Annotated in this window: 16 protein-coding genes and 3 pseudogenes; 8 read left to right on the top strand and 11 right to left on the bottom strand. The window is 61.7% G+C overall.

All coding sequences use genetic code 11. The features are described 5' to 3' along the window. Positions 1-150 precede the first annotated feature (150 nt). Positions 151-693, bottom strand: a complete 543-nt coding sequence (gene orn / locus ACZZZ4_RS11455) for an oligoribonuclease (protein WP_310403964.1) — start codon at positions 691-693, stop codon at positions 151-153. A 107-nt stretch (positions 694-800) separates the two neighbouring features. Here orn and rsgA point away from each other — a divergent pair, with 107 nt between their 5' ends. The 3 genes from rsgA to ACZZZ4_RS11440 all read left to right on the top strand — a co-directional run bounded on the left by rsgA (position 801) and on the right by ACZZZ4_RS11440 (position 3,569). Then, positions 801-1,832: a small ribosomal subunit biogenesis GTPase RsgA gene (rsgA, locus tag ACZZZ4_RS11450; protein ID WP_212615157.1), complete on the top strand. Its 1,032-nt coding sequence runs from the start codon at positions 801-803 to the stop codon at positions 1,830-1,832. Positions 1,833-2,124: 292 nt separating this feature from the next. Continuing rightward, entirely contained in the window at positions 2,125-3,084 is a 960-nt protein-coding gene (locus ACZZZ4_RS11445; protein WP_463547840.1) for a caspase family protein, read from the top strand. Beyond that, on the top strand, positions 3,084-3,569 hold the full coding sequence (locus ACZZZ4_RS11440; RefSeq protein ID WP_463547839.1) for a toll/interleukin-1 receptor domain-containing protein: 486 nt from the start codon (positions 3,084-3,086) through the stop codon (positions 3,567-3,569). The genes ACZZZ4_RS11445 and ACZZZ4_RS11440 overlap by 1 nt, the downstream gene beginning before the upstream one ends. A gap of 105 nt (positions 3,570-3,674) precedes the next feature. Here the strand turns inward: ACZZZ4_RS11440 and motB are convergent, their stop codons facing one another. Next, on the bottom strand, positions 3,675-4,721 hold the full coding sequence (motB, locus tag ACZZZ4_RS11435; RefSeq protein WP_463547838.1) for a flagellar motor protein MotB: 1,047 nt from the start codon (positions 4,719-4,721) through the stop codon (positions 3,675-3,677). A gap of 3 nt (positions 4,722-4,724) precedes the next feature. After that, positions 4,725-5,576, bottom strand: a complete 852-nt coding sequence (gene motA / locus ACZZZ4_RS11430; RefSeq protein ID WP_024011357.1) for a flagellar motor stator protein MotA — start codon at positions 5,574-5,576, stop codon at positions 4,725-4,727. Positions 5,577-5,741: 165 nt separating this feature from the next. On the opposite strand from motA, the pseudogene ACZZZ4_RS11425 reads away from it, so the two are divergent. From ACZZZ4_RS11425 to ACZZZ4_RS11410, 4 genes and pseudogenes are all read left to right on the top strand, one after another. Next, positions 5,742-7,279: pseudogene (locus ACZZZ4_RS11425) on the top strand (HDOD domain-containing protein). Between the two features lie 42 nt (positions 7,280-7,321). After that, a complete protein-coding gene (gene rhdA / locus ACZZZ4_RS11420) occupies positions 7,322-8,155 on the top strand; it encodes a thiosulfate sulfurtransferase (protein ID WP_463547837.1) in 834 nt (277 codons plus the stop codon). Continuing rightward, positions 8,155-9,016: pseudogene (gene asd / locus ACZZZ4_RS11415) on the top strand (archaetidylserine decarboxylase). The gene rhdA and the pseudogene asd overlap by 1 nt, the downstream one beginning before the upstream one ends. A gap of 66 nt (positions 9,017-9,082) precedes the next feature. Next, positions 9,083-10,831, top strand: coding sequence for a molecular chaperone (locus tag ACZZZ4_RS11410; RefSeq protein ID WP_463547836.1), 1,749 nt, complete (start codon positions 9,083-9,085; stop codon positions 10,829-10,831). Between the two features lie 104 nt (positions 10,832-10,935). On the opposite strand, the gene serB is transcribed toward ACZZZ4_RS11410, so the two are convergent. Next, on the bottom strand, positions 10,936-12,150 hold the full coding sequence (gene serB, locus ACZZZ4_RS11405) for a phosphoserine phosphatase SerB (RefSeq protein ID WP_463547835.1): 1,215 nt from the start codon (positions 12,148-12,150) through the stop codon (positions 10,936-10,938). 134 nt (positions 12,151-12,284) lie between these two features. On the opposite strand from serB, the gene ACZZZ4_RS11400 reads away from it, so the two are divergent. After that, the gene (locus tag ACZZZ4_RS11400; protein ID WP_129998198.1) at positions 12,285-13,796 is read left to right on the top strand and encodes an AhpA/YtjB family protein; all 1,512 of its coding nucleotides are present in this window, start codon (positions 12,285-12,287) and stop codon (positions 13,794-13,796) included. A 347-nt stretch (positions 13,797-14,143) separates the two neighbouring features. On the opposite strand, the gene ACZZZ4_RS11395 is transcribed toward ACZZZ4_RS11400, so the two are convergent. From ACZZZ4_RS11395 to cpdA, 7 genes and pseudogenes are all read right to left on the bottom strand, one after another. After that, complete coding sequence (locus ACZZZ4_RS11395; RefSeq protein WP_039756820.1) at positions 14,144-14,854, bottom strand: PqiC family protein; 711 nt, start codon at positions 14,852-14,854, stop codon at positions 14,144-14,146. A 185-nt stretch (positions 14,855-15,039) separates the two neighbouring features. After that, positions 15,040-17,303 (bottom strand): annotated as a pseudogene (gene parC, locus ACZZZ4_RS11390) (DNA topoisomerase IV subunit A). A gap of 7 nt (positions 17,304-17,310) precedes the next feature. Next, entirely contained in the window at positions 17,311-17,835 is a 525-nt protein-coding gene (locus tag ACZZZ4_RS11385) for a retropepsin-like aspartic protease family protein (protein WP_415763806.1), read from the bottom strand. Beyond that, on the bottom strand, positions 17,832-18,821 hold the full coding sequence (locus ACZZZ4_RS11380; protein WP_415763807.1) for an esterase-like activity of phytase family protein: 990 nt from the start codon (positions 18,819-18,821) through the stop codon (positions 17,832-17,834). The genes ACZZZ4_RS11385 and ACZZZ4_RS11380 overlap by 4 nt, the downstream gene beginning before the upstream one ends. Continuing rightward, complete coding sequence (parE, locus tag ACZZZ4_RS11375; protein ID WP_024011346.1) at positions 18,821-20,728, bottom strand: DNA topoisomerase IV subunit B; 1,908 nt, start codon at positions 20,726-20,728, stop codon at positions 18,821-18,823. The genes ACZZZ4_RS11380 and parE overlap by 1 nt, the downstream gene beginning before the upstream one ends. Positions 20,729-20,769: 41 nt before the next feature. Then, positions 20,770-21,378: a YqiA/YcfP family alpha/beta fold hydrolase gene (locus ACZZZ4_RS11370; RefSeq protein WP_415763808.1), complete on the bottom strand. Its 609-nt coding sequence runs from the start codon at positions 21,376-21,378 to the stop codon at positions 20,770-20,772. Positions 21,379-21,550: 172 nt separating this feature from the next. Then, the gene (gene cpdA, locus ACZZZ4_RS11365) at positions 21,551-22,366 is read right to left on the bottom strand and encodes a 3',5'-cyclic-AMP phosphodiesterase (protein ID WP_463547834.1); all 816 of its coding nucleotides are present in this window, start codon (positions 22,364-22,366) and stop codon (positions 21,551-21,553) included. Between the last annotated feature and the right edge of the window lie 10 nt (positions 22,367-22,376).

The following is a 22,376-nucleotide window of genomic DNA, read 5'->3' as shown; positions in this document are numbered from 1 at the left end:
ATTTCAGCGCCGCACCAGAAGAGGGCGCCTCAGCAAACACAACTCCCTGCAGGAGCCGCCGAAGGCTGCGATCTTCTGATTCTGCTTTTTCAGATTCGAAACAGAGATCAAAAGATCGCAGCCTGCGGCAGCTCCTGCACAGGGATCGCGTCAGAACTTGATGAAGTGCTTGCGGTAGTGCTGCAGCTCGGCAATCGATTCGCGGATGTCATCCAGCGCCAGGTGGGTGCTGCCCTTCTTGAAGCTGTCACGCACATCCGGCGCCCAGCGCGCGGCCAGCTCTTTGAGCGTGGAGACGTCGAGGTTGCGATAGTGGAAGTAGCTTTCCAGTGCCTTCATGTGGGTATAAAGGAAGCGACGGTCCTGGCAGATGCTGTTGCCGCAGATCGGCGATTTGCCCTTCGGCACCCACTTCTCGAGGAAGGCGATGGTTTGCCCCTCGGCTTCGGCCATGCTGATGCGGCTGTCACGAACACGCTGGGTCAGGCCGGAATTGCCGTGGGTGCGGGTATTCCACTCGTCCATGCGCGCGAGTACTTCGTCGCTGTGATGGATGGCGATCACCGGGCCCTCGGCCAATGTATTCAGCTCACTGTCAGTGACGATGGTGGCCATTTCGATGATGACGTCGTTGTCCGGGTCCAGACCGGTCATTTCCAGGTCGATCCAGATCAGGTTCTGCGGGTTTTGCATATTCGGGCTCCTAGGCAATGCTGCGCAGTTTAGCCTAGGCCGGTAGCCGGGCGTGCTAAACTCGCGGCCGTTTTACCTAATCGCTGCATTCTTCAGACGGAACACCCATGGCCAAACGCCAACTCAATCGTCGTCAAAACTGGCGCATCGAAAAGATTCAGGGCGAGCGCGCCGCACGCGCCGCCAAACGCGAGTCCTCGGCGGTCGAAGCCCTCGAGGGCGGCGACCTCGGCCCTGAGCAGCACGGCCTGGTGATCGCCCACTTCGGTGTGCAGGTAGAAGTCGAAGCTGTTGACGGCGAACTCGCCGGTCAAGTGTTCCGCTGCCACTTGCGCGCCAACCTGCCGGCGCTGGTCACCGGCGACAAAGTGGTCTGGCGCGCCGGCAACCAAGGCATTGGCGTAATCGTCGCGCAACTGCCGCGCAGCACCGAACTGTGCCGTCCCGACAGCCGTGGCCAGCTCAAGCCGGTTGCCGCCAACGTCGACATGATCGTCATCGTCTTCGCGCCGCTGCCCGAGCCGCACGCCAACCTGATCGACCGCTACCTGGTCGCCGCTGAACACGCCGGCATCCGCCCGCTTCTGCTGCTGAACAAATTCGATCTGATCGACGAGCAGAACGCCCCGGCGCTGAACGCCTTGCTGGCGGTGTACCGCACGCTGGGTTATCCGGTGCTGGAAGTCTCGGCCCACCACGGCGACGGCATGGAGCAACTGCAAAAGCAGCTCGACGGGCGCATCAGCGTATTCGTCGGCCAGTCCGGCGTCGGCAAGTCGTCGCTGGTCAACAGTTTGTTGCCGGAAGTCGATACCCGTGTCGGGCCGTTGTCCGAGCTGTCCGGTCAGGGCACGCACACCACCACCACCGCGCGGCTGTTCCACTTCCCCGGCGGCGGTGAACTGATCGACTCCCCGGGCATCCGGGAATTCGGTCTGGGCCACGTCAGCCGCGCCGACGTCGAAGCCGGTTTCATCGAGTTCGACGACCTGCTCGGCACTTGCCGTTTCCGCGACTGCAAGCACGACCGCGAACCGGGTTGCGCGCTGCTCAAGGCGCTGGAAGACGGGCGCATCCAGCAGCAACGCATGAACAGCTATCGCTCGATCATCGCCAGCCTGCCTGAAAACGGCTATTAAACAGCCACGCCGGCAGCCCTGCACGATGGGCTGCCGATTATTGGACTGCATCTGACTCACGCCCCTCCTCCTTAAACATCAGCCTCGTCTGTAGGCTTTTGCGCGCCTGCTTGCAGGACATTTCTGTTTTGCCGCGCAGACCTTGTAGGCCCGCGCCAGCGGCCTACATTCGTTTCCTCCTTCGCTCACAGCGACACTCGAGGAAAGCCATGAAAACCTGCGTTTTGTTCTTCATCCATTCGTCTTGCTGCACCGACTTCGGCACGATCCGTCTGCCCACGGTGGTGTAACCATGCGCAAGGCACTGTTTATCGGCATCAACGACTATGCCCATATTTCCGGGCTGAGCGGTTGCTGCAACGACGCCATGGCCATGGCTTCGGTGCTGAAAACCAACGCCAACGGCGATCCCAACTTCAAGAATGTCTTGTTGACGTCCGCCGAGGATTATCTGAGCCGGCAAAAACTCGAAGACCAGATTCGCGAGTTGTTTTCCGGTGACTGCAACGTCGCCCTGCTGTATTTCGCCGGCCATGGCAGTTTCGACGCCGACACTGACGAAGGCATGTTGATCGCGCAGGACTACCGTAACGCCAAGGACGGCATCCGCATCAGCGACATCCTCAACTGGGCGGACAAGGCCACCCGGATCAAAAACAAAGTGATCATCCTCGACTGCTGCGAAAGCGGTTCGGCCGGCGAAGTGCGCGTCTTGCGCAGCGAGAGCAGTATGGTCGGCGAGGGCATGACCATTCTCACCGCCTGCAAAAAAGCCGAGCCCGCGCTGGAGGGCGCGCAGCACGGTGTGTTCACCGGCCTGCTCCTGCAAGCGCTGCATGGCGGCGCGGCGAATATCCTCGGCAAAATCACCCCCGGCAGCCTGTACTCCTTCGTCGACAACGCCCTCGGACCACGGGAACAGCGCCCGGTGTTCAAGACCAATGTTTCGCAGTTCATTTCCCTGCGCGAAGTCTCGCCGCTGATCCCCAAGGACATCCTGCGCAAATTGCCGGACTGGTTCGTCGAAGCCGAATCGGTCTTCCCGCTCGACCCCAGCTACGAACCCACCGAGAAGGCATTCGCACCCAAGCACGGCGAGGTCTTCGCCCAGTTGCAGAAGTGCAATCGTCACAGCCTGATCGAGCCGGTCGACGCCGAGCACATGTACTACGCCGCCCTCAACTCCACCGGCTGCCGCCTCACGGCACTCGGCGCCTATTACCGCGAACTCGCCCTCAAAGGACATTTCTGATGCCAGTCTTTATCAGCTACCGCCACATGGATCGCGCGCATGCGATCGCCATCAACACCCGCCTGAGTCAAGCGAAAATCAGGACCTATCTCGACGTGCTGGATCCGGAATCACAGACCACCGACGACATCACCGGGGTCATCACTCGCAACATCACCGAATGCACGCATCTGCTGGCGGTGGTATCGGAGAAGACTGCACTGTCGTGGTGGGTGCCGTTCGAAATTGGCGAGGCGACGATCAGCAATCGGCGGATCTGCACCTTCAAGACCGGGCCGGCGCAATTGCCGATCTATCTGGACAAGTGGCCGAAGCTGAGCACGGCCAGCGACCTGGATTTCTTCATCGATGCGTATCGGGATGAAGTGTCGAACCAGCGCTCGATCACGCTGGACTCGTTCAGCGACTCGGTGAAAGGGGCTTACAAGCGCGATGCAGAGGTGTTTCATGAACAGTTGAAGAATCGGATTCGTCGGGGATTCTGAGACTGTGCCGGCCTGTCCCCGATTATTTTAGCAACGCTAAGAAAATGGTCAGGGGCATGAACCGATAGCCACAAAAAAGCCGACATCACTGTCGGCTTTTTTCACTTACTGCTTCGGCGCAGGCGCTGGTGCTGCACTCCCCGGCTCAGCCGGTTTCGGCGCCGCATCGTCAAACAGATTCAAGCGCTCGCGCAACTCATGCGCTGGCACCGGCTGTTTGTCCGCCGGCAGCGCATTCGGATCAACCGGGGCTGCCGGAGCAGCACCGTTCTGACCTTCATCCGCCGGTTTCGCCGCCTCAGGCCCCTGCGCACCTTCGATGGCGGCCTGGGCTTTCTTCGTCAGCACGACAATATCGATGCGGCGGTTGACCGGGTTGAACGGATTTTCCCGATCAAACAACGCCGACGAGGCATAACCGACCACCCGCGCGACCTGCGCATCCGGATAGCTGCCCGCGACCAGAGCACGGCGAGCCGCGTTGGCGCGGTTGGCCGAGAGCTCCCAGTTGCCGTAGTCGCCAGTGCCGATATACGGCTTGGCGTCGGTGTGGCCGCTGATGCTGATCTTGTTCGGCACCGCTTTGATGGTGTCGGCCATGGCCAGCAGGATGTCTTCGAAGTACGGCTTCAGGCGTGCGGAACCGGAGTCGAACATCGGCCGGTTCTCGGCGTCCATGATCTGGATGCGCAAACCGTTCGGGGTGATTTCGAAGAGGATCTGATCCTTGAATTTCTGCAGTTGCGGGTTCTCGTCGACCTTGTTCTGCAGTTCTTGCAGGAGCAGTTCGAGCCGCTCCTTCTCGACCTGCTCGGCCATGCCTTCAACCTGATCGGTGTCGACCGTGACCTTGTCCGGTTGCGGCTGCGACTTCACTTCCGGGTTGAGGGTGTTTTCCGGCGCCGGGGTCGGCGTGCCGCCCAAGTCGATGATGTACGGCGTGCCGCTTTCGGAGAAGCCGACCGGGTCCTTGAAATAACCGGCGATGGCGATCTTCTGTTCCGGCGTAGCGGTGGACAGCAGCCACAGCACCAGGAAGAACGCCATCATCGCCGTGGCAAAGTCGGCGAAGGCGATTTTCCATGCCCCGCCGTGGTGCCCGGCGGCAATGCGCTTGACGCGCTTGACGATGATCGGCTGATTATTTTCCATGACTTAGCGACCGCGAACCGCTTGTTCCAGCTCGGCGAAGCTTGGACGGTGCGCCGGATATAGAACCTTGCGCCCGAACTCGACCGCCAGCGACGGCGGCATGCCGGACGCCGAAGCCACCAGCGAGGCCTTGATGGCTTCGTAGACGTTGAGCTCTTCCTTGGCATCGTGGGCCAGGGAATGCGCCAGCGGACCGAAGAAACCGTACGCCGCGAGAATACCGAAGAAGGTACCGACCAGTGCCGCACCCACGTGCAGACCAATCGACGCCTGGTCGCCCTCGCCCAACGAAGCCATGGTCACCACGATACCGAGTACCGCCGCAACGATACCGAAACCGGGCATGCCGTCGGCGATGCCGTTGACTGCGTGGGATGGGTGCTCGAGGTCTTCCTTGAGGCTGTACAGCTCCATGTCGAACAGACCTTCGAGTTCGTGCGGAGCCATGTTGCCGGAGGACATGATGCGCAGATAGTCGCAGACAAACGCAGTCATGCGTTCATCCTTGAGCACGGCCGGGTACTTGGCAAAAATCGGGCTCGCGGCGGCATCTTCGATGTCGCCCTCGATAGCCATCATGCCTTCGCGGCGGCTCTTGTTGAGGATCTCGTAGATCAGCCCGAGCACTTCCAGGTAGAAGGTGTGGGTGAAGCGCGAACCGAACATGCTCAGGGATTTCTTGAGCACGTGCATCGTCATGTAACCGGGGTTGGCCTGGAGGAACGCGCCGAGGGCCGCACCGCCGATGATCATCACCTCGAAAGGCTGGATCAGGGCGGCAATCTTGCCGTGGGAGAGCACGTATCCGCCGAGCACGCTCGCGAATACGACGATGATGCCGATAATTTTAGCCATAGGTAGAAGGTACTTGTTTAAGTCGGGTTCAAGGTCATATTCGGAAGTTAAAAATCTCTTCTTCTACTTATCGGCAAAACTGCGCCAGACTATAGCCAGTTCAGGCGAAAAGCCAATTTAGCCCATGTAGGGCGCGTCTACAGTCAGTGAAGATCTCGTCCAGACATGGCTAATGAAACGAACGTCCCACACGCAAAACCGACCACCCTCGACGGCTGGGTCAAGCTGCTCGACAGCGTCCTCCTGCCCGTACCACAAGAGGCTCACGACAAAGTCTGCCGAGCGATCCGCGACAACCGCAGCTCGCTGCGCGACATCGCCGATCTGATGCAGGACAGCCCGGCGCTGGCCTTGAGCATCATCCGTGAGGCGAATCGTCACACCCACGGCACCATGGCCGCGCCAGCGGAAAATCTCGAAGTGGCAATCAATCGTCTGGGCCTTGCGCGCACCGAAGAATTGCTCGCGCGCCTGCCCGCCGAACCGCACCGGCAGATCCCCAAGGCCTTGCGCCAATTGCAGCTGATCAGCCAACACGCGACACAGCAGGCCAACGGTTTTTTGCCAGTCGCCTGGCGCGACTGTGGCAGGACATCCACTGGGGCAGCTTGCTGTTTTTGTCGCCGCTGTGGCCGTTGGCACTGACCTATCCGCAGTTGCTCGAAGAGTGGGAACTGCGAGTTATCCACAAGGGCGAATCGGCGGGGGTCGTCGAAAAGCAGTTGTTCGGCGTGCGCCTGTTGAGGATTGCCGAGGCACTGGTCCAAGCCTGGCATCTGCCGATCTGGGTCGAGCAAGGCTACAAATTGCTGCTCAGTGAACAACGCGAACTGGTCAAAGTGCTGCGCATTGCCCGCGACAGCGAACACCCGCTGCGCCAGCAGAATCGCCTCGACGACGACCCGACACTGCGGCGCTGGCTCAACCAGCCGGCGAATACCGTGCTGCTCGCCAACGGCCTGGCGCTGTCGGCGCAACAGGCCTGGGACAGTCTGCACAGCAAGCGCTGGCAGTACCTGACCAGCCTGTATCTGCAGATTTCCATGGACGAAGTGCAGCAACAGTTGCACCAGCAAGCGGCGAACAGTGCGCGTCAGCATGCAATGCCCGATCTGTGGCACCCGGCGGTTTCACTGATTTGGCCGTGGAGCACTCGCCGGTTGCCGGCCGGCATGCTCCCGGCCGCAGCGCCGAATGCGGATGATCTGAGCCAGTGGCGTCGGCAATGCGCCGAACTCCTCGCCGAGCCCAGCCGCTTCACCAATGCCATGAGCCTGACCGTCGCGGCCCGCGAGGCACTGGTGGCCAGCGGCATGCGCCGGGTGATGATTCTGATGGCCGACCGCACGCACTCGACCCTGCGAGTACACCAGACCGCCGGCCTGCCGAAGGAGGCGGCGGCGCTGAGTTTTGTCGTCAGCCAGAGCAAAGTCCTGCAGCGCCTGCTCGCTCAGCAGGCGCAGGTGCGGATCTCGCCGGAGAACAACGCGCAATTCTCGGCCTTATTGCCAGCGAGCCTGCGCACGCTGTTTCGCGGTGAGCATCTGTTCCTGCGTTCGCTGGTGAATAACGGCCGGGTGATCATGATCGTCGTTGCCGATCAGGGTGGCGGGCCGTTCGCCGACATCACTGTGCAGGCCTTCGGCAAAACTGCGCAGTGCATCGAAAAAGCCCTGCACAGCTTTAGCAGCCGCGGCCAATGAGCCTGCGCTACAATCCTCCCCTTTGTGCTCTGGAGACCTCACATGTCTGACTTCTCTGGCTTGTCGCTTGTCATCGAGCCGAGCGACCTGCTGCCGCGTCTGGAGTCCCCGGAACTGATCCTGGTGGACCTGACCAGCCCTGCCCGGTATGCCGAAGGTCACTTGCCCGGCGCACGTTTTGTCGACCCGAAACGCACCCAGCTCGGCCAGCCACCGGCGCCGGGTTTGATGCCGGCGAAAGCCGATCTGCAAGCGCTGTTCGGCGAGCTCGGCCATCGCAAAGACGCGGTCTACGTCGTGTATGACGATGAGGGCGGCGGCTGGGCCGGACGCTTCATCTGGCTGCTCGATGTCATCGGCCATGACAAGTACCACTATATAGATGGTGGCCTGCCGGCCTGGCTGGCAGACGGAATGCCGATGTCGATTCAGGTACCACCCGTAGTCGGCGGCCCGGTCTCGCTGATCCTGCACGACGAACCGACCGCCACCCGCGAATACCTGCAAAGCCGTCTCGGCGCGGCCGATCTGGCGATCTGGGACGCGCGTGGGCCGCTGGAATATTCCGGCGAGAAAGTCCTCGCAGCCAAGGGCGGACACATCCCCGGCGCGGTCAATTTCGAATGGACCGCGGGCATGGACCCGGCGCGTCAGTTGCGCATCCGCACCGACATGCCGCAGATCCTCGAAAACCTTGGGATCACCAAGGACAAGGAAATCATTACCCACTGCCAGACCCATCACCGGTCGGGCTTCACTTATCTGGTGGCCAAATCCCTCGGTTATTCGCGGGTCAAGGGCTACGCCGGTTCATGGGGCGAATGGGGCAACCACCCTGACACGCCTGTCGAGATTCAAGGTTTTAAGGACAACTAATGAAAGAGCGTCTGTTTATCCTCAGTCAGTACCTGCTGCCGCATCACCTGCTGTCGCGCCTGGCCGGCTGCATCGCCGAATGCCGCGTGCGCTGGTTCAAGAATGCCTTCACCCAATGGTTTGCCAAGCGTTATCAAGTGGACATGTCGCAAGCGCTGGTCGAAGACCTCACCGCTTACGAGCACTTCAACGCGTTCTTCACGCGCGCCCTGAAAGATGGCGCACGCCCACTGGACGAAACCCCGGGCGCGATCCTCAGCCCGGCCGACGGTGCGGTCAGCCAGCTCGGCCCGATCGAGCACGGTCGCGTGTTCCGAGGCCAAGGGCCACAGCTTCAGCGTGCTCGAATTGCTCGGCGGTGATGCGGCCAACGCGGCGCCGTTCATGGGCGGCGACTTCGCCACCATTTACCTGTCGCCGAAGGACTACCACCGCGTGCACATGCCGCTGGCCGGCACCCTGCGCGAAATGGTCTACATCCCGGGGCGGATTTTCTCGGTGAACCAGACCACCGCCGAAAACGTTCCCGAGCTGTTCGCCCGCAACGAGCGTGTGGCGTGCATCTTCGATACAGAACGCGGGCCGATGGCCGTGGTGCTGGTTGGCGCGATGATTGTCGCTTCGATCGAAACCGTGTGGGCCGGTCTGGTCACACCACCAAAGCGCGAGCTGAAAACCTTCCGCTACGACGAAGCCGCACGCGCACCGATTCATCTGGAAAAAGGAGCGGAACTGGGGCGCTTCAAGCTCGGTTCAACGGCGATCGTGCTGTTTGGCCCGGATCAGGTGAAGTGGGCCGAAGAGCTGGTGGCCGGTTCGCCAGTGCAGATGGGCCAGGGTCTGGCACTGCCAAAAGCGTGACCCTGTTCGCGGAAGCAGCCAAGGCTGCTTCCGCAAACCGCGGCATTTGCTGCTATGGTTTTGCTCATGAGCCAGACCAACTTTTCTCCCAAGCTGCGCGCTCCGACTCCCACGCAAACGCGCCTGTCGTTCTGCGACGCCAGCCCGCGCGACCTCAAGCGCTGGATCGCCGGCCTGCCCAAGGCCAACATCGGCGAAACCGCCCGCCTGCTCTATCAAGGCCTCGGCGAACTGAACCTGTTGCTCACTCCTAGCGACAATCGCCTGCAACTCTTGGAACTGCTGCGGCCCGAGGTGTATTTCGTCTGCCAGCATCTGGAACGGCACTTTCTGCATCAGGCGATCATGCTCGACGAGCGTTCGCGCAAAGTCAGCAACCTGTGTCAGGCCCTGCAAGGCCAGTTGGCCATCGGCTATAAACAGATCGCCCTGCGTATCCTGCCCAAATACAGCAAGGATCGGGCAACATTGGTCAGCACCGCTTTGCAACGTGCCGCGCACGCGCTGAAGGCGCAACTGGTGCGTGCGACGCAGTTGTACAGTTCTCCACCCGAGCATGTGTGGTTCGAACTGCATCAACTGTATCGCAGCGCTTCTGAACTACAGCTGCAGCAACGGCGGCTGCGCGATGATCTGGCTTACCTGACCAGCGAACTGAGCGTCGAGCAAACCTACATCGCCGCTCTGCTATTGGGCAGCGCCCGTTGCAATCAATTGCGCCAGAGCCAGATCGCCCGGCTAGCGGAGGTGATCGAGCCGTGGAGCGCTCTGCTCAAGCTGCATCCCGGCAGCACCGACGACGGCTTGTTTGCGGTCAGTCCGGAACTCGATGTCGGCCCCCGCTACCGCAAGATGTTTCGCAGCGAACAACAAAGCGGGCTGCTGGGCTTCGATCCGCAGCCACTGGTCAGACAGCTCGAAACGCACTTGCAGCACCAGCCGACCTCGACACCTTTGCCTGTCTCCGCCGGTCTCAGCCTCGATACCCTGCAACATCTCCACGCCACTTGGGGCCAGGCTGCGGAACGCAGCTTTCAGCGTATCGCCGGCCAAGGCTCATTGACTGTGTGTGTCGGCATGAGCGCCCTGCACTTCTACCTCGGCGGCGAGCGCACCTTCAGCGAGTTGCTCAAACATCCCGGTGCCCGCGCGGCGAATTTCAGCAGCGTGGTCGCTCAAGGTGAAAAAGACAGCTGGAGTCAAGCGTTCGACGCTGCGCCGCAAGGCAACGATGAGCTGTTGCCGTACGAGGAAATCCATTACTACCAGTTGAGCGAGGACGATGGCCCCGGCAACGCACCGAACTATCCGACTTACGCCCTGCCGGTGATCAACCACAGCCCCGGCGGCTATTGCCTGGCCTGGCCGAGCGAGGTGCCGGCCGAATTGCAGGCCGGGGAAATGCTCGGCATTCAGGACAGCGAGAGCAAAGGCTGGAGCATTGCGGTGATTCGCTGGATCCGCCAGGTGCGGGGCAGCGGCACGCAAATGGGCATCGAACTGGTCGCGCCCCACGCGCAGCCGTGCGGTCTGCAACTGGTACGGACGAAAGACGATCACAGCCAGTATTTGCGCGGCTTGCTGCTGCCGGAAATCAGTGCGATCGATGTGCCGGCCACCTTACTCGCGCCGCGTCTGCCGTTTCAGGAAGGCAACAAGGTGTTGATCAACACTCAGGGCGAGGAACACCGCGCCGGGCTGGATCGGCGGGTGGCGAGTACGCACAGTTTCAATCAGTTCGCCTATCGCTCGCTGGATCCTGCGCAGAATGGCGGGGGCGAGGAGGATTTTGATTCGTTGTGGCATTCGCTCTAGACCGAGGCGCGGCCTTCGCGAGCAGGCTCGCTCCCACATTCAAATGCAGTTCAAATGTGGGAGCGAGCCTGCTCGCGAAGAGGCCAGATCAGCTTACGGAGATCTCAGAGCTGCCCGTCACGATCGCGGAAGCCCAGCAGATACAACACGCCATCCAGCCCCAATGTTGAAATCGCCTGCTTTGCCGACTGCTTGACCAGTGGTTTGGCGCGGAACGCCACGCCCAGCCCGGCGATCGCCAGCATCGGCAAATCATTGGCGCCGTCGCCGACGGCAATGGTCTGCTCCAGACGCAGACCTTCCTTGTGCGCCAGCTCCTTGAGCAAGTCAGCCTTGCGCTGCGCATCGACAATCGGCTCGACCGCCACACCGGTGCACTTGCCGTCGACCACTTCCAGCTCGTTGGCGAACACGTAGTCGATGCCAAGCCCGGCCTGCAGTTGCTTGGCGAAATAAGTGAAGCCGCCGGACAGGATGGCGGTTTTGTAGCCGAGCCGTTTGAGTTCGGCGAACAGGGTTTCTGCGCCTTCGGTCAGGCGCAGCGAGGCGCCGATCGAGTCGAGCACGCTGACGTCGAGGCCCTTGAGCAGCGCCAGACGCTCCTTGAAGCTGGCGCGGAAATCCAGTTCGCCGGCCATCGCGCGCTCGGTGATTTCCGAAACCCGATCACCCACGCCGGCCGCCTTGGCCAGCTCATCGATGACTTCCGCTTCGATCAGCGTCGAGTCCATGTCGAACACGGCCAGACGTCGGTTGCGACGGAACAGCGAATCTTCCTGAAAGGCGATATCGACGTTCAATTCCTGGGCAACGCTGAGGAATTCGGCGCGCAGGGCCTGCGGATCGGCAGCTTCGCCGCGCACGGAAAACTCGATGCAACCCTTGCCCTTGTCGGCCGGCGTGTCCAGCGGCATGCGCCCCGACAGACGGTCGATATGGTCAATGTTCAGGCCATATTTGGCGGTGATCGCGCTGACGGCCTGCAATTGGCCGGCAGTGACCTTGCGCGTCAGCAGGGTGACGATATGGCGTTTCTTGCCCTGATTGCCCACCCACTGCTGGTAATCCTCTTCGGACACCGGGGTGAAGCGCACTTGCTGATCCAGTTCGTAGCCCTTGAACAAGATGTCCTTGAGCACCGATTTGCCCTGCTCGGAATCGGGAATTTCAACCAGGATGCCAAACGACAGGGTGTCGTGGATCACCGCCTGACCGATGTCGAGAATGTTCACACCACCTTGTGCCAGAACACCGGTGATGGCCGCCGTCAGACCCGGACGGTCGACTCCCGTGATGTTAATCAGGACGATTTCGCGCAACGCGCACCCCCGCAACTGGAAAAAAACCGCATTCTACCCACTTTCAGTGACCATCGGGCACCGCGAGCGCTTTGCCGGTCTGGGGCCTGTCGCTATACTGCGCGTCAACTTCACGGACAAAGAGCCGAGCTCAAGTGAACCGGCCCACGCCAGTCAAAACCGATAACTTCTTCCTGCTGATCTTCCGTGCACTGCGCCACCGCCGTGTACCGATTGCATTGCGCATTGCCAGCCACAACGTGATCCTGGTCGCTCTGGCCCTGGTGATCTATGCCGGGGTGATGGGGCTGCAATTCAAGCAGGCCATGCACGAGCAGGCCGATGCGCTGGGCGAAAGCCTGACGACGCAGACCGCCACCTCCGCCACCGAGCTGTTGGTGTCCAACGACATCCTCAGCCTCAACGTGCTGCTCAACAACCTGACCAAGAACAAACTGGTCGCCCACGCGGCGATCTACAGCGTGGACAACCGCATCCTCGCCGAGTCCGGTCAGCGTCCCAAGCACAGCCTGCTGGGCGAAGCCGAGGGCATGTACGAGAGCAAGATCACTTTCCAGGACGTGACCGCCGGGCAACTGCGCATCAGCCTGGACATGGATCAGTTCCAGCAGCCGATGACCATCAGCCTGCAAAGCATGGGCATTCTGAGCGCGATTCTGCTGGCACTGTCGCTGGCTCTGAGCCTGCGCATGGGCCGTTATCTGTCGACGCCACTGCTGCAATTGCGTGTGTGGCTGCGCCGCATCGACGCGCATACACCGGGCATCGATCGTCAGGATGAAATCGGTGATCTGGCGCGCCAGCTGCACGCCAGCTACGCCCCGGAACCGGAGCCTGAGCCCGAACCGGAGCCGGAATTCGCCGAGGAAGAAGACGAGCCGGAATTCGAGGTGCGTAATCTGCGCGATCCAAGCTTCGACGAAAGCCGCCCGCTGGCCGCGAAGAAACCGGCCCCGCGTCACTTGGTCAGCACCGTCGAAGACGATGACGATGATGACGCCTTCGCCGACCTGCGCGACGAGTCGCTCACCAGCGCCGCACAACCGCTCACGCGCAAACCGACGCCTGACGTGCCACAGCACACCGCCGTACTGGCCGTGCAACTGGGCTCGCAGGAACAACTGCGCCGTTTGCCTCGCGCACGTCTGGAAGAATTGCAGGAACGCTATCGCGACTGCCTCGAACAGGCCGCTTCGCTGTATCAGGGCGAAATCGAAACCCTCAACGATGGCAGTACGTTGCTGCTGTTCCACACCGAAGATTGCGGCGACGACTACCTGACCAATGCCATCTGCTGCGGCGAGTTGCTGCGCGCACTCGGTCACCAGTTGCAGATCGAGGTCGCGGACAGCGGCATCACCCTGCAATTGCAGCTGGGCCTGACCTTGGGCGATGAGCTGTTTGGCCTGAGCCAGATTGATTTGCTGCTGACCGATTCGGCCCAGGATGCACTGGCCTTGTCGCAGCACAGCCGCAATCTCTTGCTGGTCGAGCGCAAGATCAGTGATGACGCGCTGATCCGGCAGCGCGCGCGGATCCGGCCGATCGCCAGCCCCGAGGGCGCTTGCTGTGTGGAGCGGTTGATGGAGCCTTATCCATCGATGCTGGAGCGGCAACTGGCGCGGATGCATGAGCGCCGGGCGTAAGGCTTAGGCCCGATACGCAAAAGCCCGCAGATGAGTGAATGTCTGCGGGCTTTTTTGTGCGCGGCGTTACTGGAATGTGTGCATCCCTGAAAAGCCCCTCACCCTAGCCATCTCCCAGAGGGAGAGGGAACCGACCGAGGTGTCTGGCGCCATATATCGACCTGACAGATCTTGGCGATTATGGATTCACCTCCGCGCGTTCACGTCGGTGTAGCTATCGAATATCCCCCAATCGGTCCCCTCTCCCTCCGGGAGAGGGTTAGGGTGAGGGGCTTTTGATCTTCCACCCCACCTCCAGACACAACAAAGCCCGCACAAGGCGGGCTCTGTTCTGACTCGTTCCGCCCTCAGAAGCGAAACACTTCCATATCGGTACGGATCGGCGAGGCCATTGGAATCTTCGGTTGCTTCTCGGCATCCGCCGCCGGCGCTGCGGGCTTCGGCGCGGCTTTGCGCGGTGCCTCGGCCACGGGCGGCTGGTTGGCCAGAGGCTTGAGCGCCACCGACAATTGCTCGGCCAAACGCTGCAACAGGATGCCTTGTGCCTGCACCTGCGAAGCGGTGCTGCCAGCGTGCAGCTCCTGCAGATGAATGATGCGGTTATCGCGCACCTTGCCGCGACGATCGATCAAACGCCACTGTGCATCGAGAATCGCCGGTTGTTTCGCCCCGGAATCCAGACGAGTGATGGTCAACAGCACTTGCACATCCGGGGTAAACCCGGCAGTAGCAGGCGCCAGCACTACACGCTGGCTGTCCAGATGACCGGCGACCTGACGCATCAGCAATTGATCGATATCCGACGAAAGGCTGCCAGCCCAACGACCGTCGGTCGCCGCTTGCAGGCTGCCGTCGGGTTGACGTTGCAACAGGGTTTCGCGTTGCAGGTAATCGGCCACTACCACTGGCCCCAGCAAAACCGCCATGCCCGCGCTTTGCGCAGGCTGAACCGGACTTCCACTGTCCAGTTGATACAGCGACACCGGCTGGTGAACGCTGCAACCCGCCAGGCCAAGAACGCCGGCGAGCAACAAAATAAGGGGGCGTAGCGCAGTCATCATCCCGTCCAGGTGGCCGCCACAAGGCTGACCGCAGTGAAAATACTCAATAAATATGAAGAACGCTCGGCCACGCCGGCGCTTGAAAGGCCATATCATCCGTGAATATGCGTTCCGACTCCAGCGCCAAAGCGTCGATCTACGCGTTTAATCGCAGATCGAACGCTCTAGGATGGCGTTCTCGCCTAATTGAGGTTTTCGACGAGCAGCGCATCGACCCGCTGGAAGCCCCGCGGAAGTTTGTTTCCGCGCCGTCCACGCTCACCTTTGTAGTGCTCGAGGTCGTCGGCTTTCAGCGACAGGGTCCGTTTGCCAGCCTGCAACACCAGGGTGGCGCCTTCCGGCAGGACGGCGATGTCCGTGACATATTCTTCGCGGCTGGCCACGCGCTCACCGGAAATGCCGATGATCTTGTTGCCTTTGCCCTTACCTAATTGTGGCAGATCGCTGATTTTGAAGATCAGCAGGCGACCTTCGGTCGTGACCGAGGCCAGCCAGTTCTGCTCACGATCAGCCACAGGGCGCGGCGCGATGACCTTGGCGTTGTTCGGCAAGCTCAACAGCGCTTTGCCGGCCTTGTTCTTCGCTTGCAGATCTTCGCCTTTGACCACGAAGCCGTAACCGGCATCGGACGCAATCACGTACAGCGCATCGTCTTCGGGCATCAGCACGCATTCGAACGATGCGCCCGGTGGCGGCGTCAGACGGCCGGTCAACGGTTCGCCCGGCCACGGGCCGACGGCAAGGTGTGCGCGGCGACCGAATAGCTGCGGCCGGTGGAGTCGATGAACACGGCAAACTGGTTGGAGCGCCCCGCCGCCGAGGTCTTGAAGCCATCGCCGGCCTTGTACGACAGGCCGGTGGCGTCGATGTCATGGCCCTTGGCCGAACGCACCCAGCCTTTTTCCGACAGCACGACAGTGACTTTCTCGTTCGGCAGCAGATCGTGTTCGCTCAGCGCCTTGGCTTCGGCGCGCTCGACGATTGGCGAACGGCGGTCGTCGCCGTAGGTTTCGGCGTCTTTGAGCAACTCGGTGCGCACCAGTTTCTTCAGCTTCGCTTCGCTGCCCAGCAGCGCTTGCAGCTTGGCCTGTTCCTTGAGCAGTTCATCCTGCTCGTCGCGCAGCTTCATCTCTTCCAGTCGCGCCAACTGACGCAGACGCGTGTCGAGAATGTAGTCGGCCTGAATTTCACTGAGGGCGAAACGCTCGATCAGCTTGGCTTTCGGATGCTCCTCGGTACGGATGATGTGAATTACTTCATCCAGGTTGAGGTAGGCAATCAGCAAACCGTCCAACAGGTGCAGACGACGCTCGACCTTGTCGAGGCGGAATTGCAGACGGCGACGCACGGTCAGTACGCGGAACTCCAGCCATTCGACCAGCAGCGCACGCAGGTTTTTCAGTTGCGGCTTGCCGTCCAGACCGATGATGTTGACGTTGACCCGGTAGGTCGACTCCAGCTCGGTGCTGGCGAACAGGTGCTGCATCAGCGCTTCGTGATCGACGCGGCTGTTGACCGGGATGATCACGATGCGGCACGGGTTTTCGTGGTCGGATTCGTCGCGTAGATCGGCGATCTGCGGCGCTTTCGATGGCTTGGCCTGCATCAGCGCGGCGATCTGCTCCAGCACTTTGGCCCCGGAGACCTGATGCGGCAGCGCGGTGACGATGATGTCGCCGTCCTCGACGTGGTACACGGCGCGCATACGCACCGAGCCCTTGCCGGTTTCGTACATCTTCAGCAGGTCGGCGCGCGGCGTGATGATTTCCGCTTCGGTCGGATAGTCCGGGCCCTGAATGTGCTCACAAAGCTGCTCGACCGTGGCTTTCGGCTCATCGAGCAGACGCACGCAGGCAGTGGCGACTTCACGCAGGTTGTGCGGCGGCACGTCGGTGGCCATGCCTACGGCGATACCGGTGGTGCCGTTGAGCAGAATGTTCGGCAGGCGCGCCGGTAACACCAGCGGTTCCTGCAGCGTGCCGTCGAAGTTTGGCCCCCAGTCGGCGGTGCCCTGGCCCAGTTCGCTGAGCAGCACTTCGGAATAGCGCGACAGCCGCGCTTCGGTGTAACGCATGGCGGCGAAGGACTTCGGATCGTCCGGCGCACCCCAGTTGCCCTGGCCGTCGACCAGCGTGTAGCGATAGCTGAACGGCTGCGCCATCAGCACCATCGCTTCGTAGCACGCCGAGTCGCCGTGGGGGTGGAATTTACCGAGCACGTCACCGACGGTACGCGCCGATTTCTTGTGTTTGGAATCAGCGTCCAGCCCCAGCTCGCTCATGGCGTAGACGATACGCCGCTGTACCGGTTTCAGGCCGTCGCCGATATGCGGCAAGGCGCGGTCCATGATCACGTACATGGAGTAGTTGAGGTAGGCATTTTCGGTGAAGTCAGCCAGCGAGCGGCGTTCTACACCGTCCAGGCTGAGATCAAGGGAGTCGCTCATGCGGGCCTCATCGGTTCGTTGTCTGGCGCAGCAGCATGGTGCCACCGCGCTGGGTAAATTCAAGTTTGTTCAGGGCGCTCATGCCGAGCAGCACCTGATCGCCATGCAGACCCGGCGCCACCAGTGCGCGGACATCCCGCAGGACGATGTCGCCCAATTGCAGGCGAGCAATCTTCGTTCGGTAACCCTGGCTCAGGCCATTGGCCGTGCTCAGGGTCACGCCAAAACCTTCTTGCAGCTTCAAACGCTTGGCCAGATCCGCCGGGATCGCCACATCGGTGGCGCCGGTGTCGAGCATGAACTCGACCGGCTCGCCGTTGATCTGGCCGCTGGCGACAAAATGCCCTTGGGCATTGCTCGCCAGTTTCACTTCGATAAAACCTTCGCCCTGCTCCGACGTGACCACGATGTTCGGATTCTGCTGGCGCTGCTCCCACTGCCCAAAAAACTTCGTCGCAAGAAACAACGCCGCGCACCAGGCGAGGATCATCAACACCCGACCGGCGCGCTTGCCCGGCGGTTGCTGGCTCATGGCCTGGCACTCCAGCCACCGTCCGGCGCGGCGAAGCGCCAGACCACCGGGCGGACTTCGCCGTCAGCACGTGGGCCAAAATTGTTGTCGACGCCGATCCACGCGCCTTCAGCATCAATGATCAGCGCTTCCTCCAGTCCGTAGTTCTGCGAGTAGCGGCGATTTTCCTGCAACAGTTCACCTGCATACGACCAGCACTGCTCGACCTTGGCCGTCTGCGCATCGCGACGACAAATCTCGAACGCGTTGCGCTCGAGGGTAAACAGCTTGCCGTTGAACAACGAAATGTCGGAAAAGTCGCGGTCGACCGCTTTCGCTTTCGGGAACTGCGCCGGCTGCATTTCCTTGCCGCCCTCACTGAGCAGCACGCAGCGACCGTCGCAATCCCAGACTGTTTGCTGACGCTTGATCAGCAGCAGGCCGCGGTTCTGTCGTTCGGCGGCCAGCCACATCCGGTCGCCCGCCGGGTTGATCGCCAGGCCCTCGAAGATCGCATTGAACTTGAGCAGCATGCCACTCGCCCGCGCCTCGCGAACCAGCAGCGGCGAGATCTTCAGCCAGTTCGCCGGACCGCTGACCGGCACCTGCAGCACCGCCGCATGGGCTTCACTGACGATGTAGCGATTACCGGCACTGTCGCAACTGATGCCTTCGAAATCCAGATCGCCGCCGCGAATGAACGACGCCGCCCAGGTGCGCGAACTCAAGCCCCACGGCAAGCCGCTCTCCGGCACGGGCGGCACGTCGATGTGCACGGTTTGCGCCTGCCAGACCGGATCGCGGGTATCGAGCCGATAGATCTGCTCGTCATCGCGATCGGAAACCGTCCACAGCTCATTGCCGCACATGGCCAGACCCGACAGGTTGCCGCCGCGCATGCCCTCGACCGGGTGTTCGGAGAGCAGCCGCAATTCTTGCCGCGGCTCGGCCGACACGCTCAGCGCACTCAGCAGCAACGCACCCGCCAAGGCCCAGCCAAACTGCATCAGGCCAGCACCTCGGCGAGGTTGCCTTTGGATTCCAGCCAGGATTTGCGGTCGCCGGCGCGTTTCTTCGCCAGCAGCATGTCCATCATTTCCGAGGTTTCGGCGAAGTCTTCGCCCAGCGTCAACTGCACCAGACGCCGGGTGTTCGGGTCCATGGTGGTTTCACGCAGTTGCGGCGGGTTCATTTCGCCCAGCCCCTTGAATCGGGTGACCTGCGGCTTGCCGCGCTTCTTCTCGGCGACCAGGCGATCGAGAATGCCGTCGCGCTCGGCTTCGTCGAGGGCGTAGTAGATCTCTTTGCCGAGGTCGATACGGTATAGCGGCGGCATCGCCACGTAGACGTGACCGGCATCCACTAACGGGCGGAAGTGCTGAACGAACAGCGCGCACAGCAAGGTCGCAATGTGCAGACCGTCGGAGTCGGCGTCGGCGAGGATGCAGATCTTGCCGTAGCGCAGCTGGCTCATGTCCGCCGCGCCCGGATCGACGCCAATGGCCACGGCGATGTTGTGCACTTCCTGGCTGGCGAGCACTTCGCTGCCGTCGACTTCCCAGGTGTTGAGGATCTTGCCGCGCAACGGCAGGATCGCCTGGAATTCCTTGTCCCGCGCCTGTTTGGCCGAACCGCCGGCGGAGTCACCCTCGACCAGGAACAGCTCGGAACGCATCGGGTCCTGCCCGGCGCAGTCAGCCAGTTTGCCCGGCAACGCCGGGCCTTGGGTGACGCGTTTGCGCTCGACTTTCTTGCTCGCCTTGAGGCGACGGCCAGCGTTATTGATCGCCAGCTCGGCCAAGGCCAGGCCGGTTTCCGGGTTGGCGTTGAGCCACAGGCTGAACGCATCCTTGACCACACCGGAAACGAACGCCGCCGCCTCGCGGGACGACAAGCGCTCTTTGGTCTGGCCGGAGAATTGCGGTTCCTGCATCTTCATCGACAGGACGAACGCGATGCGCTCCCAGACGTCTTCCGGCGCCAGCTTCACGCCGCGCGGCAGCAGGCTGCGGAATTCGCAGAACTCGCGCATCGCGTCGAGCAGGCCCTGACGCAGACCGTTGACGTGCGTGCCGCCCTGCGCGGTCGGGATCAGGTTGACGTAGCTTTCCTGCACCGCGTCGCCACCTTCCGGCAGCCACAGCAGCGCCCAGTCGACCGCTTCCTTGTTACCGGCGAAGGCGCCGCAGAACGGCTCGTTCGGCAGACGTTCGAATTCGCTGACCGCATCGACCAGGTAGGAGCGCAGGCCGTCTTCGTAATGCCACTCGACTTTCTCGCCGGTGCCTTTGTCTTCGAAGCTGACCAGCAGCCCCGGGCACAACACAGCCTTGGCCTTGAGCACGTGCTTGAGGCGGCTGATGGAGAATTTCGGTGAATCGAAGTATTTCGGGTCCGGCGCGAAGTACACGCTGGTGCCGGTGTTGCGCTTGCCGACGGTGCCGACGATTTCCAGCTCGGAGGCCTTGAAGCCGTCCTTGAAGGTCATCTGGTATTCGTTGCCGTCCCGTTTGACCCGTACGCGCACTTCGGTCGACAGCGCGTTGACCACGGAAATACCCACGCCGTGCAGGCCGCCGGAGAACTGGTAGTTCTTGTTGGAGAACTTGCCGCCCGCGTGCAGCTTGGTAAGGATCAGTTCAACACCGGACACACCTTCTTCCGGGTGAATGTCCACCGGCATGCCACGGCCGTCGTCGCTGACTTCCAGCGAATGGTCGGCGTGCAGGATGACCTGCACCGATTTGGCGTGGCCGGCCAGGGCTTCGTCGACGCTGTTGTCGATGACTTCCTGGGCGAGGTGGTTCGGCCGACTGGTGTCGGTGTACATGCCGGGGCGTTTGCGCACCGGGTCGAGGCCCGAGAGGACTTCGATGGCGTCGGCGTTATAAGAACTAGCGCTGGGAGTGGCCATAAGGTCTCGTCGTCAGTCATTCATGAAAGAGGGGCAAGACTTCACAGCGTGGTGAAATCGATTGCCTGATACATATCGGCAGCCATGCCGGCAAAACTCAGCAACGCCGGCAATTGCCCGGCAAAGCCCTGGAAACTGTGGTCGCCGCCAGCCTGAATGCGCAGGGCACAGGCGCGGTAATACTGTTGGGCGAGGCGATAATCCAGCGTTTCGTCGCCGGTTTGCAACCAGACCTGATAACGCTGCGGATCCTGCGGTGGTGGCACTTCCAGTTCGGCCAGCGCCGTGACGTGGCCGTGGGTCAGTTCCCAGGTTTCATCGGTGTAGAGGTTCTTCTGCGTGCCCAGATAACCATCGAACATCCGGTGCGGGCTGACCGCCGGGTTGACCAGCAGGGCTTTCAGGCCATGGCGCTCGGCCAGGTGAGTCGCATAGTAGCCGCCGAGCGAACTTCCCACCAGCAACGGCCGGCCGAGCTCGGCGATTGCCTGCTCGAGCTGACCGATGGCTTCGCGCGGATGGTGATGCAGCGCCGGCACGCGCAATTGCTCGCTCAACCCCAGCCGCTCCATGACCGCGACCAGCTGACAGGCCTTCTTCGAGGCCGGCGCGCTGTTAAAACCGTGGATATAGAGGATCGAACCGGACATTTGAGCTCCCTGGCTGTCGGCGAAAGATAGCGGAGTTTACAGGGAGTCAGAGCAATCGTGGGTGTTTGTGCGGCCGCCTTCGCGAGCAGGTCGAAGCGTCGCACCGGCGCTCCCACAGGGAATCGCGTTTCAATGTGGGAGCGAGCCTGCTCGCGAAGAGGCCCGTATGGTCTCAGTAACCGTTGGAACCGTAATCAACCTGAAAGTCGAATCCAGTCACGCGCTCAACCCCGGTTTCCAAACGCCCATCCGGCAACAACCGCAGCCAGCGATACCCCGGCGCCTGCTCGCCCACTTTGAAATCCGCACTCCCGGGCTCGAACTGGATGCACGTCGAAGGCGAGGCCATCAAGCGCACGCCATTGCGCTCGCGATCGATTTGCTGATGCACATGCCCCCATAACACCGCGCGAACCTGCGGAAAGCGGTCCAGCACTTCAAAGAACGCTTCCGGGTTGCGCAGGCCGATCGGCTCCATCCATGCGCAGCCGATCGACACCGGATGATGATGCAGGCACACCAGATGATGACGTTCCGGCGCTTCGCTCAGCGCGCGGGCGAGCAGTTGCAATTGATCATCCTGCAGATAGCCCGGCACCGAACCCGGCACCGCCGAATCCAGCATCGTCACCCGCCAATTGCCGATATCGACTACCGATTCGAGCAAGCTGCTCTGCACCGCCGCCTCGGCCATGACCATCGGCTCGTCGTGGTTGCCGGGTATCCAGCGTGCTGGCGCGGCGATCTGTCCACTCATCTGGCGGAAGGCCTGGTACGACTCCAGCGTGCCGTCCTGGGAAATATCGCCGGTGGCCAGCAGCAGATCGATCTGCGCCTGTTGCGCCAACACCAGGTCGATGACCTGTTGCAGGCTCGCGCGGGTCTTCATGCCCAGCAGCTTGCCGTCCGCTGCGGCGAACAGGTGGCTGTCGGACAACTGCACCAGCAGCGCCGGGTCGGCGCTGGTCAATGTCGATACGCTGGGCAAGGCGCTCTCC

Source organism: Pseudomonas sp. AC252 (assembly GCF_979258105.1).
The sequence above is the reverse complement of the archived record's forward strand: the minus strand, read 5'-3'. Positions and strand labels throughout refer to the sequence as shown.